General features: G+C 69.6%; 19 protein-coding genes. 5 read left to right on the top strand and 14 right to left on the bottom strand.

Annotation, left to right across the window (positions count from 1 at the left end):
* Nucleotides 1-32: 32 nt before the first annotated feature.
* From ku to MYA_RS25290, 11 genes are all read right to left on the bottom strand, one after another.
* Entirely contained in the window at nucleotides 33-1067 is a 1035-nt protein-coding gene (gene ku / locus MYA_RS25330) for a non-homologous end joining protein Ku (protein WP_041494354.1), read from the bottom strand.
* A 59-nt stretch (nucleotides 1068-1126) separates the two neighbouring features.
* Nucleotides 1127-3229 carry a catalase HPII gene (katE, locus tag MYA_RS25325; protein ID WP_014725696.1) on the bottom strand — a complete coding sequence of 701 codons (2103 nt, stop codon included), beginning with the start codon at nucleotides 3227-3229 and terminating at the stop codon, nucleotides 1127-1129.
* A 140-nt stretch (nucleotides 3230-3369) separates the two neighbouring features.
* Nucleotides 3370-3756: a DUF3022 domain-containing protein gene (locus MYA_RS25320; RefSeq protein ID WP_014725695.1), complete on the bottom strand. Its 387-nt coding sequence runs from the start codon at nucleotides 3754-3756 to the stop codon at nucleotides 3370-3372.
* Entirely contained in the window at nucleotides 3753-3914 is a 162-nt protein-coding gene (locus MYA_RS25315) for a DUF1328 domain-containing protein (RefSeq protein WP_034192901.1), read from the bottom strand. The genes MYA_RS25320 and MYA_RS25315 overlap by 4 nt, the downstream gene beginning before the upstream one ends.
* A gap of 44 nt (nucleotides 3915-3958) precedes the next feature.
* Nucleotides 3959-4147 (bottom strand): DUF3008 family protein, encoded by a 189-nt coding sequence (locus tag MYA_RS25310; RefSeq protein ID WP_011879877.1) that lies wholly within the window; start codon nucleotides 4145-4147, stop codon nucleotides 3959-3961.
* A 70-nt stretch (nucleotides 4148-4217) separates the two neighbouring features.
* Nucleotides 4218-5651 (bottom strand): RNA polymerase factor sigma-54, encoded by a 1434-nt coding sequence (locus MYA_RS25305; protein ID WP_014725691.1) that lies wholly within the window; start codon nucleotides 5649-5651, stop codon nucleotides 4218-4220.
* A gap of 254 nt (nucleotides 5652-5905) precedes the next feature.
* Complete coding sequence (locus MYA_RS31785; RefSeq protein ID WP_014725690.1) at nucleotides 5906-6079, bottom strand: hypothetical protein; 174 nt, start codon at nucleotides 6077-6079, stop codon at nucleotides 5906-5908.
* 113 nt (nucleotides 6080-6192) lie between these two features.
* Nucleotides 6193-6504 (bottom strand): hypothetical protein, encoded by a 312-nt coding sequence (locus MYA_RS25300; RefSeq protein WP_011879875.1) that lies wholly within the window; start codon nucleotides 6502-6504, stop codon nucleotides 6193-6195.
* A gap of 51 nt (nucleotides 6505-6555) precedes the next feature.
* A complete protein-coding gene (locus MYA_RS25295; RefSeq protein ID WP_011879874.1) occupies nucleotides 6556-6867 on the bottom strand; it encodes a hypothetical protein in 312 nt (103 codons plus the stop codon).
* Entirely contained in the window at nucleotides 6864-7112 is a 249-nt protein-coding gene (locus MYA_RS30420) for a hypothetical protein (protein ID WP_060081420.1), read from the bottom strand. Before MYA_RS30420 ends, MYA_RS25295 begins: the two co-directional genes overlap by 4 nt.
* A gap of 234 nt (nucleotides 7113-7346) precedes the next feature.
* Entirely contained in the window at nucleotides 7347-7649 is a 303-nt protein-coding gene (locus MYA_RS25290; RefSeq protein WP_011879873.1) for a hypothetical protein, read from the bottom strand.
* A gap of 158 nt (nucleotides 7650-7807) precedes the next feature.
* Between MYA_RS25290 and MYA_RS25285 the strand changes: the two genes are divergently transcribed.
* The 5 genes from MYA_RS25285 to MYA_RS25265 all read left to right on the top strand — a co-directional run bounded on the left by MYA_RS25285 (nucleotide 7808) and on the right by MYA_RS25265 (nucleotide 11516).
* A complete protein-coding gene (locus MYA_RS25285; RefSeq protein WP_014725689.1) occupies nucleotides 7808-8062 on the top strand; it encodes a hypothetical protein in 255 nt (84 codons plus the stop codon).
* 82 nt (nucleotides 8063-8144) lie between these two features.
* Nucleotides 8145-8576 (top strand): CBS domain-containing protein, encoded by a 432-nt coding sequence (locus MYA_RS25280; protein WP_011879871.1) that lies wholly within the window; start codon nucleotides 8145-8147, stop codon nucleotides 8574-8576.
* Between the two features lie 88 nt (nucleotides 8577-8664).
* Nucleotides 8665-9147 (top strand): PRC-barrel domain-containing protein, encoded by a 483-nt coding sequence (locus MYA_RS25275; RefSeq protein ID WP_011879870.1) that lies wholly within the window; start codon nucleotides 8665-8667, stop codon nucleotides 9145-9147.
* 226 nt (nucleotides 9148-9373) lie between these two features.
* Nucleotides 9374-10669 carry an MFS transporter gene (locus MYA_RS25270; RefSeq protein ID WP_014725687.1) on the top strand — a complete coding sequence of 432 codons (1296 nt, stop codon included), beginning with the start codon at nucleotides 9374-9376 and terminating at the stop codon, nucleotides 10667-10669.
* A 64-nt stretch (nucleotides 10670-10733) separates the two neighbouring features.
* Complete coding sequence (locus tag MYA_RS25265) at nucleotides 10734-11516, top strand: substrate-binding domain-containing protein (RefSeq protein WP_014725686.1); 783 nt, start codon at nucleotides 10734-10736, stop codon at nucleotides 11514-11516.
* Between the two features lie 90 nt (nucleotides 11517-11606).
* On the opposite strand, the gene dctA is transcribed toward MYA_RS25265, so the two are convergent.
* The 3 genes from dctA to MYA_RS25250 form a co-directional block, all read right to left on the bottom strand.
* A complete protein-coding gene (gene dctA, locus MYA_RS25260; RefSeq protein WP_014725685.1) occupies nucleotides 11607-12899 on the bottom strand; it encodes a C4-dicarboxylate transporter DctA in 1293 nt (430 codons plus the stop codon).
* Between the two features lie 64 nt (nucleotides 12900-12963).
* Nucleotides 12964-13887 carry a LysR family transcriptional regulator gene (locus tag MYA_RS25255; protein WP_014725684.1) on the bottom strand — a complete coding sequence of 308 codons (924 nt, stop codon included), beginning with the start codon at nucleotides 13885-13887 and terminating at the stop codon, nucleotides 12964-12966.
* 147 nt (nucleotides 13888-14034) lie between these two features.
* Complete coding sequence (locus tag MYA_RS25250) at nucleotides 14035-14484, bottom strand: response regulator (RefSeq protein WP_014725683.1); 450 nt, start codon at nucleotides 14482-14484, stop codon at nucleotides 14035-14037.
* Between the last annotated feature and the right edge of the window lie 72 nt (nucleotides 14485-14556).

Here is a 14556-nt window from a genome sequence, read left to right as displayed (position 1 = left end):
GCGTCACCTCGCGTGAACTGGATCGCGCACCGTCAGGCCGCGTGCTTGCGACGCGCGGCGGTCTTCTTCGTCGCATGCTCGGCCGCCGACGCGCGCTTCGCGGCCGGCCGCTTCGCCGCGGGCTTCGCGGCTGACTTCGCGGCCGCGCCCTTCGACGCCGATTTCGCGGCGGGCTTGCGCCGGGCGCCGCCGCGCGGCGCGGCGCCCGCCCCATCCGCTTCGCCGTCGTCCTCCGCATCGCGCGCGCGCGCGGCACGGCCGCCGCCGCCATCGCCGCCGCGCAAGCTGCGCTTGAGCAGCTCGGTCAGATCGACGACGTTGGTCGCCGTGCGTCCGGTCTCGGCCGGACGCTCCTCGATCTCCTCGATCTTGCCCGCGCGCACCTTGCGCTCGACCATCTCGAGGATGTCGTCGCGAAACGTGTCGTGATACTCGTCGGGCGTCCACTTGCCCGACATGTCGTCGATCAGCTTCTTCGCCATCTCGAACTCGCGTGCGGTCACGCCGGCGCGCTTGGCGTCGTCGGCCGGCACCGACAGCTCGTCGAGCGGGCGCAGCTCGTCCTGCCAGCGCAGCGTATCGAGCGCGAGCAGCGGGCCGACCGGAATCAGCGCGCCGAGATGCTGGCGATCGCGCATCACGACCAGCGCGATGCCGATCTTGCCGCTGTCCTTCAGCGCATCGCGCAGCAGCGCGTAGACCTTTTCGCCCTTGCGGTCAGGCACGAGGTAGTACGGCGTGTCGAGATACAGGAACGACACGGCGTCCTCGTCGACGAAGGTCAGGATGTCGACGGTCTGCGTCGATTCCGGATTCGCCGAGCGGATCTCGTCGTCGGTCAGCACGACGTAGCGCTCCTTCTCGTACTCGTAGCCGCGCACGATGTCGTCGCGCGTGACCTCCTTGCCGGTGCGCTTGTTGATCTGCCGGTAGCCGACCGGGTCCATCGAGCGCCTGTCGAGCATCCGGAACGACGGCTTGACGGTGCGCGTCGCCGGGAACAGTTGCACGGGCACGTGCACCAGCCCGAAGCTGATCGCGCCTTTCCATATCATCCGCGGTGGCATCCCTGTTCCTCCTTGCCGCAGGCGCGCCCGTCTGCGCGAGCCGGGCGCGCGGTGCGGCGCTACGCCGGCAGCTCGGCCGCCTGCTGCTCGCGCGCCCAGACGCGGTGCCGGCCGAGCTCGCCGGAAAACGCGCCCAGCACCGCGTCGAGATCGGCCACGTGGGCGACGCACACGCCTTCGGCCGGGTCCGGCAAATGCGCGGCGCTCAACAGCTGACGGCCCGAGCCGACCGCCGCGATCGGCTTCAGGTGCTTGAACGCCTCGCGCACGAAGTGACACGCCTCGGCGTTGTGCGCGAGTTCGCGGCCGTCGCCGCCGCAGACGAACACCGCGTCGAACATCACCGACGGCATCCCGGCGAGCGTCGCCTGCGGCACGATGCCGCCGATCGGCGCGAGCGTCGGCGCGACGACGGTCGGCACCGCGCCCGCCGCCGCCAGCGTGCTGCGCACCTGGTCGACCAGCGCCTGACTCACGCCCGGCGTCGCGACCAGCGCGATCTTGCGCGAGCGGATCGTCGGCTTCGCGCGGCCGACGAGGCTCAACGACGGCGCAAGGCGCGCGACGGCCGGCGTCGTCGCCGTCTGCGGCGCGGGCAAGCCGAGCCGCTCGGCCACTTCCGCGGCGAGCCCCGCGTCGAATCGCGCGATGATGTCGTTCACCACGCGCGCGCGAATCTCCGGCTTCGTGACCTTGCCGAGCTCGAAACAATACGCATCGCGGATGTGCCGCTGCTCGATGTCGGTCATGCTCTGGTAGAACAACGCAGCCTGCGAGAAATGGTCGGCGAACGATTCGCTGCGCACGCGCACCTTGGTGCCTTCGAGCAGCTCGGGCACCGTCTCGAAGCCGCCGCCGGCAGGCGCCGGCGGCGTCTCGCGCGGCCAGCCGCCGTTCAGCGAATTCGGCTCGTACGACGCCTGACCGACCGCGATGGTCTGCCGGTGCATCGCGTCGCGCTGATTGTTCGCGAACGGGCACAGCGGCCGGTTGATCGGTAGCTCGTGAAAATTCGGGCCGCCGAGCCGGCTCAGCTGCGTGTCGGTGTAGGAGAACAGCCGCCCTTGCAGCAGCGGATCGTTCGTGAAGTCGATGCCCGGCACCACATGACCGGGATGAAACGCGACCTGTTCGGTTTCGGCGAAGAAGTTGTCCGGGTTGCGGTTCAGCGTCATGCGCCCGATCGGCTTCACCGGCACGAGTTCCTCGGGCACCAGCTTGGTCGGGTCGAGCAGGTCGAAGTCGAATTTGCGCGCGTCGGCCGGGTCGATCAGCTGCACGCCCAGTTCGAACTCCGGATAGTCGCCGCGCTCGATCGCCATCCACAGATCGCGGCGGTTGAAGTCCGGGTCGTGGCCGGCGATACGCTGTGCCTCGTCCCACAACAGCGAATACGCGCCGCTCACCGGCCGCCAGTGGAACTTCACGAAGTGCTCGGCGCCGGCCGCGTTGACGAACCGGAACGTGTGCACGCCGAAGCCGTCCATCGCGCGATAGCTCGCCGGTAGCGCGCGGTCGGACATCAGCCACAGCACCGTGTGCGTGGTCTCGGGCACGAGCGACACGAAATCCCAGAACGTGTCGTGCGCGGATGCGCCGGTCGGCATCTCGTTCGGCGCCTCGGGCTTCACCGCGTGCACGAAGTCCGGAAACTTGATCGCGTCCTGGATGAAGAACACCGGCATGTTGTTGCCGACCAGATCGTAGTTGCCTTCCTCGGTATAGAACTTCACCGCGAAGCCGCGCACGTCGCGCACGGTGTCGGCCGAGCCGCGCGGGCCCTGCACGGTCGAGAAGCGCACGTACACCGGCGTTTCGGCCGCCGGGTCCTGCAGGAAAGCGGCCTTAGTGTAGTCGGCCATCGACTCGTAGACGCGAAACACGCCGTGCGCGGCCGACCCGCGCGCATGCACGACACGCTCGGGGATCCGCTCGTGATCGAAGTGCGTGATCTTCTCGCGCATGATGAAGTCTTCGAGCAGCGACGGGCCGCGCGCGCCGGCGCGCAACGTGTTCTGGTTGTCGGCGATGCGCACGCCCTGGTTGGTGCGCAACGCCTCGCCGTCAGGGTGTTGACGGTGCTCGTCGAGCTGACGCGCCTTCGCGCTGTCGGATTGCGGTGCGGCGGAAGGCTGGCTGCCGGATGGAGCGGAGTTCGTCATGCAGGCATCCTCGTATCGATTCGGTCAGGAGCGACGACGTGCACGTGACGGCGTGTCGCCGCTACGGAAAACGGCCCGCGCCGGGGCGGCGCGAGCCGGCGCGGCCGCGCGCCATGGCGCGGCGGGCCGCGGGTGCGGCGTCAGGGCGCGCGCAATGCGTCGTCGAGTTCGGCGCGCGTCACGTCCACCGCGACGCGGCATTCGATCTCGGCATCCTCGACGCGCGGCTTCTCCTCGTCCACCGCGCGGCGTGCGAGGTCGCACACGTGCGTGCGCACGCGCAGGCGGTCGGCCGTGCCGAGCGACGCATAACGCGCGAGCACGTCCGGCGCGAAGCCGAGGTCGACCACGCAGCGCCACTGGCGTGCGCGCTCGTCGGCCGGCACGCGCACCCACGACACCTGGATCGTCAGCCGGCCCGAAGCGTCGTCCGCGTGGACGACGAGGGTCGACTGCGACGGAAACCCGTTCGCGAGCGCATGTTCGAGTTCGGCGATGCGCTGCGAACGGTCGGGCGCGTCCGTCATCTACGCACGACGCCCAGCAGCAGCGTGACCAGGAAGATCACGACGAAGATGTAGAACAGGATCTTCGCGATCTCGGCCGCCCCGGCCGCAATGCCGCCGAAGCCGAACACGGCGGCGATGATCGCGATGACGAAGAAGATGACAGCGTATCGAAGCATGAATTCCTCCTGGTTGACGGTGACCGGCGGCGCGCTCGCCGCGGTCAAGAATCGTGCTTGTGCTTGGGTTTGCCGTGAGTCGGCGTCGAGGCCATTTTTTCGAGTTCCTTCTCGCTCATCGATTTGGCCATCGACTTCGACGGCGGCTTCAGGTCCTTCATTTTCGTGTCGCCGCGCTTGGCCGACAGGGCGGCCCCCGCGGCGCGCTGCTGTGCCTGGGATTTGGCTGGCATCGCTTGCCTCCTTTCGGTGACGCGCGCGGTGGCCGCGGCTCGCGGGCCGCGCGCAGTTCGAACGGTATCGTCATGCGGCGTCGCGCCGGCGCATCTCGGCCGGCGGGATCTTCATCGCCTGGCGATACTTGGTCACGGTACGGCGCGCAAGAAGAATGCCGCGCCCCGCGAGGTTCTGCGCGAGCGCGACGTCCGACAGCGGATCGGTGTGGCGCTCGGCCGCGATCATGTCGCGGATCAGCACCTTCGCGGCCGATGCCGAGCACACGCCCTTGCCGGCTGCCTCGAGCTTGCGCGGGAAGAAATGCTTGAACTCGAAGGTGCCGTGCGGCGTGGCCATGTACTTGTTGCCCGTCGCGCGCGACACGGTCGATTCGTGCAGATCGAGCTCCTCGGCGATGTCGCGCAGCACGAGCGGCTTCATCGCGATCTCGCCGTAGCGGAAGAAGTCGCGCTGCCGCGCGACGATGCATTCGCCGACGCGCTGGATCGTGTCGAAGCGCTTCTGCACGTTGCGGATCAGCCAGCGCGCTTCCTGCAGCTGCTGGCCGAGCGGCGAATCGCGCTCGCCGCTCGACTGCGCGAACAACGTCGCGTAACGCTCGTGCAGACGCGCGCGCGGCAGCACGGCCGGGTTGATCGTGACGATCCATTCGTCGCGCACCTGACGCACGATCACGTCCGGCACCACGTAGTCGCCGCGCGTGCTGCCGTAGTGATTGCCGGGGCGCGGATCGAGCCCGCGCACGAGCGCGCAGGCGGCTTGCAGCGTCTGCTGGTTGCAGCCGACGCGCCGCTGGATCTCCGCCGTTTCCCGGCGCGCGAGCCGTTCGAGGTGGTCGCGGGCGATCGCCTTCGCTTCGGCGAGCGCCGGCGTGCCGGCCGGGATCGCGTCGAGCTGCAGCAGCAGGCACTCGGACAGCGAGCGCGCGGCGATGCCGGGCCGATCGAGCATCTGCACGAGCCGCAACGCGACCGCCAGATTCTGCTCGGACACCAGCAGCGCCGGATCGGCGGCGCCCAGCAGATCGCCGAGTTCCTGCCGCAGGTAGCCGTCTTCGTCGAGCGCGTCGATCACGATGCGCGCCGCCTCGCGATCGCGGCGGTTCAGCGGATAAAGCCGGAGCGCGTCGTGCAGATGCCGATGCAGCGACGGCTCGGCGGCCATCCATTCGCCCGGCGACAGATCGCCGCCATCCTCGCCCTGACGGCCGGTGCCGCGCATCGTCGGGGCCGCCGTGTACGACACGTCGCCGTCCGGCGCGCGCACGTCGTCGCGTTCGGCCGCGGTGTCCTGCGGGGCCGCCTCGGCGGTATGTTCGGGTGTATCGGCCGGCGCCTCGTCGTCGCTCTGGCCATCTTCGAGAAACGGATTCGAGTCGAGCGCCTGCCGCAATTCCTGCTGGAATTCGAGCGAAGACAACTGCAGCAGACGAAGCGACTGCTGAAGCCTCGGCGTGAGTGCCAGGTGCTGTCGCATCTGGAGCGCAAGCGTGACTGACATCGATGTCCTCCTGACGGTGTGCGGAATTCGTATGCGGGAATCGATGCAGCTTCCGTGCCAGTACGGCAAAGCGCCGTCCGGCGCGGCTCTCAAGGGTTCGTACCCTGGTGTTGGCGGCGCGCGAAACCGCTTTTTTACAAGCGGCGGGAAGTTCGGGGGTGGGCGGGGCACGGGGGTTGCGGGGGCGAGGGGCGCGCGGCGGGGGTTTGGGGGACGGCGACGGAGGGCGTGGCGCGCTGGGCGCGCGCTGGGGGCTACGTTGTTGGCGGCCGCGCGTCTTCCGCGTCTTCCGCCTCTTGCGCCTCTTGCGCCTCTTGCGCCTCTTGCGCCTCTTGCGCCTCTTGCGCCTCTTGCGCCTCTTGCGCCTCTTGCGCCTCTTGCGCCTCTTGTGTCGAGCGCGTCCTGCGCTTCTCGCGCTTCTCGCGCATCCCGCGGGTCCGGCGCGCCCTCCGTGCGCGGTGCGCCGTGAGCCGTGCGCGCGTCATGCGTCACGTGCGCCCCCGTCCCGCCCGCTCCCACCCCGCAGCACCAACCGCTCGCCTCAGTACTGCATCGGCGGCGGCGTGCCCGGCAGCGGCGCGTCGCCCTCTGCGCCGTTCGGTCCGGGCGGCGGCACGTCGGCCGGCTCGCCACCGGCAGCACCGGCCGGCAGCGTGTTGTGCGGCGACGGCCGCGTGTCGTAACGCGTGTTCGCGTCCGGCATCGTCGTGGTCGGCTGCGGACCGTGCGCGCCCGGAGGCGCCGGCGGCGCAGCGTGTGCGGCGTCGTTCGGCCGCGGTTGCATGCATGCGCCCAGCGCGCACGCGGCGGCGAACGCAACGGCGCCCACGCGTATCGTCTGGATCGGTTTCATCGAATCCTCCGTGACAAGTGGCCGGCACCGCGCCGGCCTGAACGGCCCGGCTCAGAGCCGGTTGAAGTGGAAATCGCCCGCATACGCGGTGGGCGCGCGGCGCGCCATCATCGTGTCGAATTCGGCGGCGACGCGCGTGAGCGCGCCGCGCTGCCGCTCGACGCCGGCGTGTTCGAGCGCGGCGAACGCGTCGGCGTCGAACGTGACCGTCAGCGACGCCGGATGGCCGTCGACGCGAAAGCCGATATGCAGCGCGCCGGCCGGCCGCTCCTCGACATGAAACGGCATCTCGCGTGCGTCGAAATGACGGCCGAGCGTCTCGGCCACGTCGCGCAACATGCCGGGTTTCACGCGGATATTCATCGTGGGACCTCCATCAACGTTGTGGATTTCACCGCCCGCCGCGCCCCTCGCGCCCGGATCGACGGCTCGCGGGTCGGCGGCTCACGCTCGGGCGGCGGGTGCCCGGGCGGGTCGCCCTCGGGATCCTGGTACGGTTCCGGCACGCCGGGCGGCACCTCGGTCGGCGCGGGCGGCTCGGGCTCCGGCTCGACGTCCGGCATCGGCGGCTCGGGGCGATGCAGCTCTCGGATAACGATCGGGTTCATAGGCAGTCGTTCATCGCGTCGTGTCGGCGCAAGCGGCGCCGATCTCCACATGGCGGCGCCCGCTGTCGCGCGTGCGCGCGATCATCAGGCCCGCTAAGGCTCGCAAAGGCCCGCAAGCGCTATGCCGCCGCGACACGCGCGTCCTGACGGGCCGCCCGCCGCCGCGCGCCGCGGCGCGATCGCATTCCATGTCTTCCCTACACCGCGCGCTGCAATTCTTTCAACGGCATCGCGCTAGCTCTCGTACGCGGCCATCACGAGCCACAGCTCGCGGCCGTCGTCGCGCACCCGCGCGGCGAGCGCATACGCGTCGGCCGGCTCGCACGCGGTCTGCAGCGCGAACCGCGCCGGTTCGGTCGAGCCGAAGGTCTCGTCGAGCGGCCGCACGTCGGCCTTGCCCTCGAACATCCGCCGCTCGGGCCGGTAAATCAGCGGCTCCCGCTTCCATGCGCTGAAGTGGCTCTTCACCGAATCGAAGCCGCCGCCACATACGTTCACTTCGTAGCGCACTCCGGGTCGTCGTTTTGGAATGGTCATCGTGCCTCCCGCTCGATTGCGTGTGGACTGCGTGTGCGTGTGTGCGTGCGCCGCGCGTGGTCCTCTGCCACGCAGACGGCAAATCGTGTGCCGCCGCGCGTTGCAGGCACGCCGGTTGCGCCATCGGCACGTCAACGCCAACGATACGGAGCCACGCCATGAGCGATTCGACCCGAGCCGGCATCGATACGCCGGAACAGGAGCGGCATCCCGACCCGCAGCCGCCGCTGAAGGACCAGGATCAGACCAAGACGGGCCGCTCGGAGCGCCACATCGACGAGCAGCTCGAGGACACGTTCCCGGCGAGCGACCCGCCCGCGACCGGCGGCGTCACGCGCATCGACCCCGACACGCCCCCGGGCACGCATGACGACGGCCCCTGGCAGGACCCGGCCAAGCGCCGCGACGAATGACCCTGGCCGGGCGACGCGCACTCCGCGGCACGCCGCTTGCGGCAGCGCATGACCCGGCTCCCAACTCGCGAGGAGGACCTCAATGCATCGCGTCAACGAAATCATGTCGCAGGACGTCGTGCGCATCGCGCCGACCGACTCGATCCGTCATGCCGCGCAACTGATGGAGCGCTACGACATCGGCGCGCTGCCGGTGTGCGACAACAACCGGCTGATCGGGATGGTCACCGACCGCGATCTCGCCGTGCGTGCGATCTCGGCGGGCAAGCCGCCGGAAACGCGCGTGCACGAAGTCGCGTCGGGCCCGATCGAATGGTGTTTCGTCGACGATTCGCTCGACGAGATCCAGCACTACATGGCCGACGCGCAGCTGCGCCGGCTGCCCGTCGTCGACCACGACAAGCGGCTGGTCGGCATGCTGTCGCTCGCGGACATCGCGACGCGCACGGCCAGCCCCGCGCGCGACGAAGTAGCCAACACGCTGGAAGGCGTGTCGCAACCGAAGCAGACGTGACGGGGCGCGCGCGCCCCGCCCGACCACCCGCGCGACCCGCAGGGCCCATCCCGGGCACGGTCGCGCCTACACAGCCAGGAGGACAACCATGCAGACTACCGACCAAGGACAAGCCCGCATCATCGGCAAGGGCGCGGCGACCGCAGCCGGCCCCGGTCCCGACGTGATGGCCGCCGACACGCTGGAAGGCAACAAGGTCTACACGACCGACGGCGACGACGTCGGCAAGATCAAGGACATCATGCTCGACGTGCGCTCGGGCCGCGTGGCGTACGCCGTGCTGTCGAGCGGCGGCCTGCTCGGCATCGGCGACAAGCTGCTCGCGATCCCGTGGAGCGCGCTCACGCTCGACACCGAACGCAAGTGCTTCCTGCTGTCGGTGTCGTCCGAGCGGATCAAGAACGCGCCGGGCTTCGACAAGGATCACTGGCCGGCGATGGCCGACCCGCAATGGGCCGAGCCGCTGCACGAGTATTACGGCAGCACGCCGTACTGGAGCGCCAGCGACGAGCTCGGGCTGACCGACCCGACCGAGGATCTGACCGACCCGCGCACCCGCGGCCATCACTGAAACTGACGCGTCATCCGGATTCGGCGGCAGTTGAGCCGACCTGCCCCGCACAATGCGGGGCTTTTTTTCGTCCTGGTTTCGTCCTCGGCCCGCGCGCCGATTGATAACGAAACAACATCAATCGCTGCAAAAATCGCACTTCTCGTTTTGCCGTCTCCGGGCGAACATTGGCGAAACAACAATCGATCGCGCCCCGCGCCTTTCCCGCTTTCCTGGAGACACCCTGATGCATCCCTCGTCCAGCCCTTCGACCGGACGCTCGAAGGCCGCCGCGGTATTCCGCGTGACGGCCGGCAACTTCCTCGAGCAATTCGACTTCTTCCTGTTCGGCTTCTACGCGACGCAGATCGCCGCGGTGTTCTTTCCGGCCGCGAGCGAATTCGCGTCGCTGATGATGACCTTCGCCGTGTTCGGCGCCGGCTTCCTGATGCGTCCGCTCGGCGCGATCGTGCTCGGCGCGTACATCGACGACGTCGGCCGCCGCAAGGGCCTGATCGTCACGCTGGCGATCATGGCGAGCGGCACGATCCTGATCGCGTTCGTACCGGGTTACGCGACGATCGGCATGCTGGCTCCGGTGCTGGTGCTGGCCGGGCGGCTGCTGCAGGGCTTCTCGGCCGGGGCCGAGCTGGGCGGCGTGTCGGTCTATCTCGCCGAACTGGCCACGCCCGGCCGCAAGGGCTTCTACACGAGCTGGCAGTCGGCCAGCCAGCAGGTCGCGATCGTCGTCGCGGCCGCGCTCGGCTTCGCGCTGAATCACTGGCTCAGCACGTCGGCCATCGCCGCGTGGGGCTGGCGCGTGCCGTTCTTCGTCGGCTGCATGATCGTCCCGTTCATCTTCATGCTGCGTCGCAATCTCCAGGAAACGCAGGAGTTCACCGCGCGCCGGCATCGCCCGGGCATGAAGGAAGTGTTCGCCACGCTCGCGCGCAACTGGGGCGTCGTGATCGCCGGGATGATGCTGGTCGCGATGACCACCACGAGCTTCTACCTGATCACCGTCTACGCGCCGACCTTCGGCAAGACGGTGCTGCACCTGAGCACCGCCGACAGCCTGCTCGTGACGCTGTGCGTCGGCGTGTCGAACTTCGTGTGGCTGCCGATCGGCGGCGCGCTGTCGGACCGCATCGGCCGCCGCCCGCTGCTCGTCGGCATGACGCTGCTCGCGATCGCCACCGCGTATCCGGCGCTGTCGCTGCTCGCTCACGCGCCGTCGTTCATCAACATGCTGCTCGTGCTGCTGTGGCTGTCGTTCATGTACGGGATCTACAACGGCGCGATGGTCGTCGCGCTGACGGAAGTGATGCCGGTCGAAGTGCGCGTCGCGGGCTTCTCGCTCGCCTACAGCCTCGCCACCGCCGTGTTCGGCGGCTTCACGCCGGCGATCTCGACCGCGCTCATCCATACGACGGGCGACAAGGCCGCGCCCGGTTACTGGATGAGCCTCGCCGCTGTGTGCGCGCTGCTCGCGACCTTCGCGCTGTATCGCCGCCAGCCGGCGACGCTCACGCCCGCGCACTGACGCACTGAAATCCGCAGCCGCATCGCAGCCCCGACACCGCTCGACCACGACGACCGACACGACCATGAAAAAACTGTTCCACACCCTCTGCGCGAGCGCGCTCGTCGCCGCTGCCGCGCTCGCCACGACCGTGCAGGCGGCCGAGCTGCACGTGATGAGCTCCGGCGGCTTCACGGCCGCCTACAAGCTGCTCGGCCCGCAGTTCGAAGCGCACACCGGCAACACGCTCGACACCGCGCTCGGCCCGTCGATGGGCAAGTCGGCCGAGGCGATTCCGAACCGGCTCGCGCGCGGCGAGCCGGCCGACGCGGTGATCATGGTCGGCTACGCGCTCGACGACCTGATCCGGCAAGGCAAGGTGATCGCCGGCTCGCGCGTCGAGCTGGCCGATTCGCGCATCGGCATGGTGGTGCGCGCCGGCGCGCCGACCCCCGACATCGGCACGGCCGACGGCCTCAAGCAGGTGCTGCTGCATGCCAAATCGATCGCGTACTCGGACAGCGCGAGCGGCGTCTACATCGAGCGCGAGCTGTTCAAGAAGCTCGGCATCGAGGACCAGGTCAAATCGAAGGCGAAGATGATTCCGCGGATTCCGGTCGCCTCGGTGGTCGCGAACGGCGACTACGAAATCGGCTTCCAGCAGGTCAGCGAGCTGCTGCCCGTCAAGGGCGCGACCTACGTCGGCAAGATTCCGGAAGCGCTGCAGTCCGTCACGCGCTTCGCGGCCGGCATCCCGGTCGGCGCGCAACATCAGGCCGAAGCGAAGGCGCTGCTCGACTATCTCGCGTCGCCCGACGTGCAGCCGCAAGTGAAGTCGACCGGGCTGGATTCGGTGTCCGCGCATTGAGCACGTGCGGCGGGCGCGGGCACGACGCCGCGCTTCCGCCGCTCTCCCCCGCCTTCCCCGCCTTCCCGCCTTCCCGCCGCACTACGTGCACTACGCGCCGGCTTCGGCCTCGTCCGCGCCGGCCGTCCCGGCGCCGCTCAGCACCCGCACGAGACGCGCACGGTCGCATGCGCCTTCCCACGACGCCACGAAGATCACCGCGCACGCGTTGCTGATCACGCTCGTCAACGCGCGCGCCTCGGACATGAACCGGTCGATGCCGACCAGCAGCGCGACGCCCGCGACCGGCAGGTCGGGCATCACGACGAGCGTCGCGACGAGCGCCACGAGCCCGCTGCCCGACACGCCGGCCGCGCCCTTCGACGTGACGAGCATCACCGCCAGCAGCGCGGCGATCTGCGGCGCGGACAGCGGCACGTCGCACGCCTGCGCGATGAACATCGCGGCGAGCGTCAGATAGATCGCGGTGCCGTCCAGGTTGAACGAATAGCCGGCCGGCAGCACGAGCCCGACCACGCCCTTGTCGCACCCGAGCGCCTCGAGCTTGACGATCAGCCGCGGCAACACGGGCTCGGTGGACGACGTCGCGAGCACGATCAGCAACTCCTCGCGGATGTAGCGCAACAGCCGCCACAGCGAAAAGCCGTGCAGCCGCGCGAGCGGCGCGAGCACCAGCGCGACGAACAGCACGCAGGCGACGTAGAACGACACGATCAGCCACGCCAGCGAGCCGACCGAGCCGATACCGAAGCGCCCGACCGTGAACGCCATCGCGCCGAACGCGCCGAGCGGCGCGAGCCGCATGATCATCGCGAGCACGCGGAACACGACCTGCGCGACGCCGTCGATCAGCGCCAGCACGGGCCGCCCGGCCTGCGGATGCGCATTCAGCGCGAAGCCGAACAGCAGCGACAGCAGCAGCACTGGCAGCACGTCGCCGTTGCGGAACGCGCCCAGCATCGTGTCGGGGATCACGTCGAGCGCGAACGCCACCAGGCCGCGCGGCGGCGCCTGCCGTGCGTATGGCGCGAGGATGTTCGGATCGAGGTGATGCACGTCGACGTGCATGCCCGCTCCGGGGCGCAGCACGAACGCGGCGACGAGCCCGAAGGCGAGCGCGGCCGCGGTCAGCAGATAGAACAGCGCGAGCGCGCGCACGATCGTGCGGCCGATCGCCCGGCCGTTCGCCAGCGACGTGATGCCCGACACGATCGTGCAGAACACGATCGGCGCGATCATCATCCGCACGAGCCCGACGAAGGCATCGCTGAGCGGCTTGAGCAGCGCGCCCGCGTGCGGCCAGAAATGGCCGACGCTCACGCCGAGCGCCATGGCGAGCAGGACCTGCACGTACAACGAACGAAGCGGTGTTGCGGTCGTCACGATGCGGCGCGCTCCGCCGTTGCGGTTGCGGATGCGTATGCGGGAACGGCAGCGGATGCGCGCATCATGCCGCCGCCTCGCTGCCGGCCGCGGCGCCGCGCCGCGCATCGAGCACCGCGCGGTGAAACGCTTCGGCGGCCGGCGTCAGCGTGCGTCCGCGCCGCTTCACGATCCCCACGCGGCGTTTGACCACCGGCTCGACGAGCGGCACGCTCGTGAGCACCGGATGGTCGCGCCCCGGCATCGCCATCGACGGCACCGCGGCCACGCCGAGCCCGGCTTCGATCAAGCCGAGCATGGTCGTCACGTGACGGGTTTCGCACACGCTCGCCGCGCGCGGCGCGACGGCGGTCAGCGCCTGATCGAGCAGCAGACGGTTGCCTGAGGTCTTGTCGACCGACACGTAGTCGTACGCATAGAGCTCGTTCCACGTCACGCGCTTCTTGCCCGCGAGCGGATGATCGCGCCGGCATGCGGCGACGAAGCGCTCCTGCAGCAGCAGCCGGAATTCGACTTCAGGCTCCTGGCTGCCCATGAAGCTCACGCCGAAATCGGCCTCGCCGCTGATGACGGCGCTCAGCACCTCGTTCGCGCTCGCATCCAGCAGCTTGACGCGAATGCGCGGAAAGCGGCGATGGTAGCTGGCGATCACGTTCGGCAGGAAGTAATAGGCGACCGACGGCACGCAGGCGATCGTCACATGGCCGAGGCGGCTCGACGACACGTCGCGGATGCCGAGCAGCGCGACGTCGAGATCGTCGAGCAGCTGCTCGGCGCTCGGCGCGAACACGCGACCGACGGTCGTCAGCGTGACGCTGCGCGTGGTGCGCTCGAACAGCCGCACGCCGAGCGCGTCCTCCAGCTTCTCGATCCGGCGGCTCAACGCGGGCTGCGAAATGCTGATCGATTCGGCGGCCTTACGGAAGCTCCCCAGCTCCACCACCGCGCGAAACGCCTGCAAGTCGGTCAAATCGAAATTGATTCCCACGGGCCTAGTCTCCGGTTCTCGAATGCCCGGTATTGTGCATGATTCGCCCGGGCAGACCCAGCCGGGAAGATACCGGCGCGCGAGCCCGCCGCCGCGCCGCCCCGGCACCGTTTTACAAGCGTCGTGTAACGTCCCGCGCCGCGCGCGTCAGCGCCGCCCGCCGCTCGCCGATTCCAGGTAGGCGAGCAGCCGGTGCGGCGTGAGCGGCTTCGCGCAGTGCGCGTCGAAGCCTGCTTCGCGCGCACGCTCGCGATCGCGCTGCGACGCGTGCGCGCTGCAGGCGACGAGCAGCATGTCGGCGGTGCGCGGGTCGGCGCGCAGCCGCGTCGCGAGCTGCAGGCCGTCGAGGCCCGGCATCGCGATGTCCAGCACGATCGCGAACGGCTGCCCGTCGCGCGCGAGCGCGCAGACGGCGAACGGATCGTCGGCGACGCGGCATTCGAAACCGCGCGCCTCCAGCAGCAGTTGCAGCGCATCGGCCGCGTCGCGGTAGTCGTCGACCACCAGCACCCGGCGCGGGCGCGGCGGGACGCTGTCGGGTGAACGCCACAGCAGCACGTCGTCGGCCGCCGGATCGTTGACGCGGGGGGTATGCATCGGGTGTCTCCATTCAGCGGATACGGCCCCCGCGCAAACTGCGCGCCCATATTGAAAGTCCCCGGCATGCCG

It is taken from the genome of Burkholderia sp. KJ006, assembly GCF_000262695.1.
Classification (GTDB): domain Bacteria; phylum Pseudomonadota; class Gammaproteobacteria; order Burkholderiales; family Burkholderiaceae; genus Burkholderia; species Burkholderia vietnamiensis.
This window is presented reverse-complemented; position numbering and strand designations above follow the sequence as displayed.

Coding starts and splice junctions, on each gene's coding strand:
- ku (WP_041494354.1), bottom strand. CDS start 1,067: ATGCCACCGCGGATGATATGGAAAGGCGCGATCAGCTTCGGGCTGGTG.
- katE (WP_014725696.1), bottom strand. CDS start 3,229: ATGACGAACTCCGCTCCATCCGGCAGCCAGCCTTCCGCCGCACCGCAA.
- MYA_RS25320 (WP_014725695.1), bottom strand. CDS start 3,756: ATGACGGACGCGCCCGACCGTTCGCAGCGCATCGCCGAACTCGAACAT.
- MYA_RS25315 (WP_034192901.1), bottom strand. CDS start 3,914: ATGCTTCGATACGCTGTCATCTTCTTCGTCATCGCGATCATCGCCGCC.
- MYA_RS25310 (WP_011879877.1), bottom strand. CDS start 4,147: ATGCCAGCCAAATCCCAGGCACAGCAGCGCGCCGCGGGGGCCGCCCTG.
- MYA_RS25305 (WP_014725691.1), bottom strand. CDS start 5,651: ATGTCAGTCACGCTTGCGCTCCAGATGCGACAGCACCTGGCACTCACG.
- MYA_RS31785 (WP_014725690.1), bottom strand. CDS start 6,079: ATGCGCGAGAAGCGCGAGAAGCGCAGGACGCGCTCGACACAAGAGGCG.
- MYA_RS25300 (WP_011879875.1), bottom strand. CDS start 6,504: ATGAAACCGATCCAGACGATACGCGTGGGCGCCGTTGCGTTCGCCGCC.
- MYA_RS25295 (WP_011879874.1), bottom strand. CDS start 6,867: ATGAATATCCGCGTGAAACCCGGCATGTTGCGCGACGTGGCCGAGACG.
- MYA_RS30420 (WP_060081420.1), bottom strand. CDS start 7,112: ATGAACCCGATCGTTATCCGAGAGCTGCATCGCCCCGAGCCGCCGATG.
- MYA_RS25290 (WP_011879873.1), bottom strand. CDS start 7,649: ATGACCATTCCAAAACGACGACCCGGAGTGCGCTACGAAGTGAACGTA.
- MYA_RS25285 (WP_014725689.1), top strand. CDS start 7,808: ATGAGCGATTCGACCCGAGCCGGCATCGATACGCCGGAACAGGAGCGG.
- MYA_RS25280 (WP_011879871.1), top strand. CDS start 8,145: ATGCATCGCGTCAACGAAATCATGTCGCAGGACGTCGTGCGCATCGCG.
- MYA_RS25275 (WP_011879870.1), top strand. CDS start 8,665: ATGCAGACTACCGACCAAGGACAAGCCCGCATCATCGGCAAGGGCGCG.
- MYA_RS25270 (WP_014725687.1), top strand. CDS start 9,374: ATGCATCCCTCGTCCAGCCCTTCGACCGGACGCTCGAAGGCCGCCGCG.
- MYA_RS25265 (WP_014725686.1), top strand. CDS start 10,734: ATGAAAAAACTGTTCCACACCCTCTGCGCGAGCGCGCTCGTCGCCGCT.
- MYA_RS25250 (WP_014725683.1), bottom strand. CDS start 14,484: ATGCATACCCCCCGCGTCAACGATCCGGCGGCCGACGACGTGCTGCTG.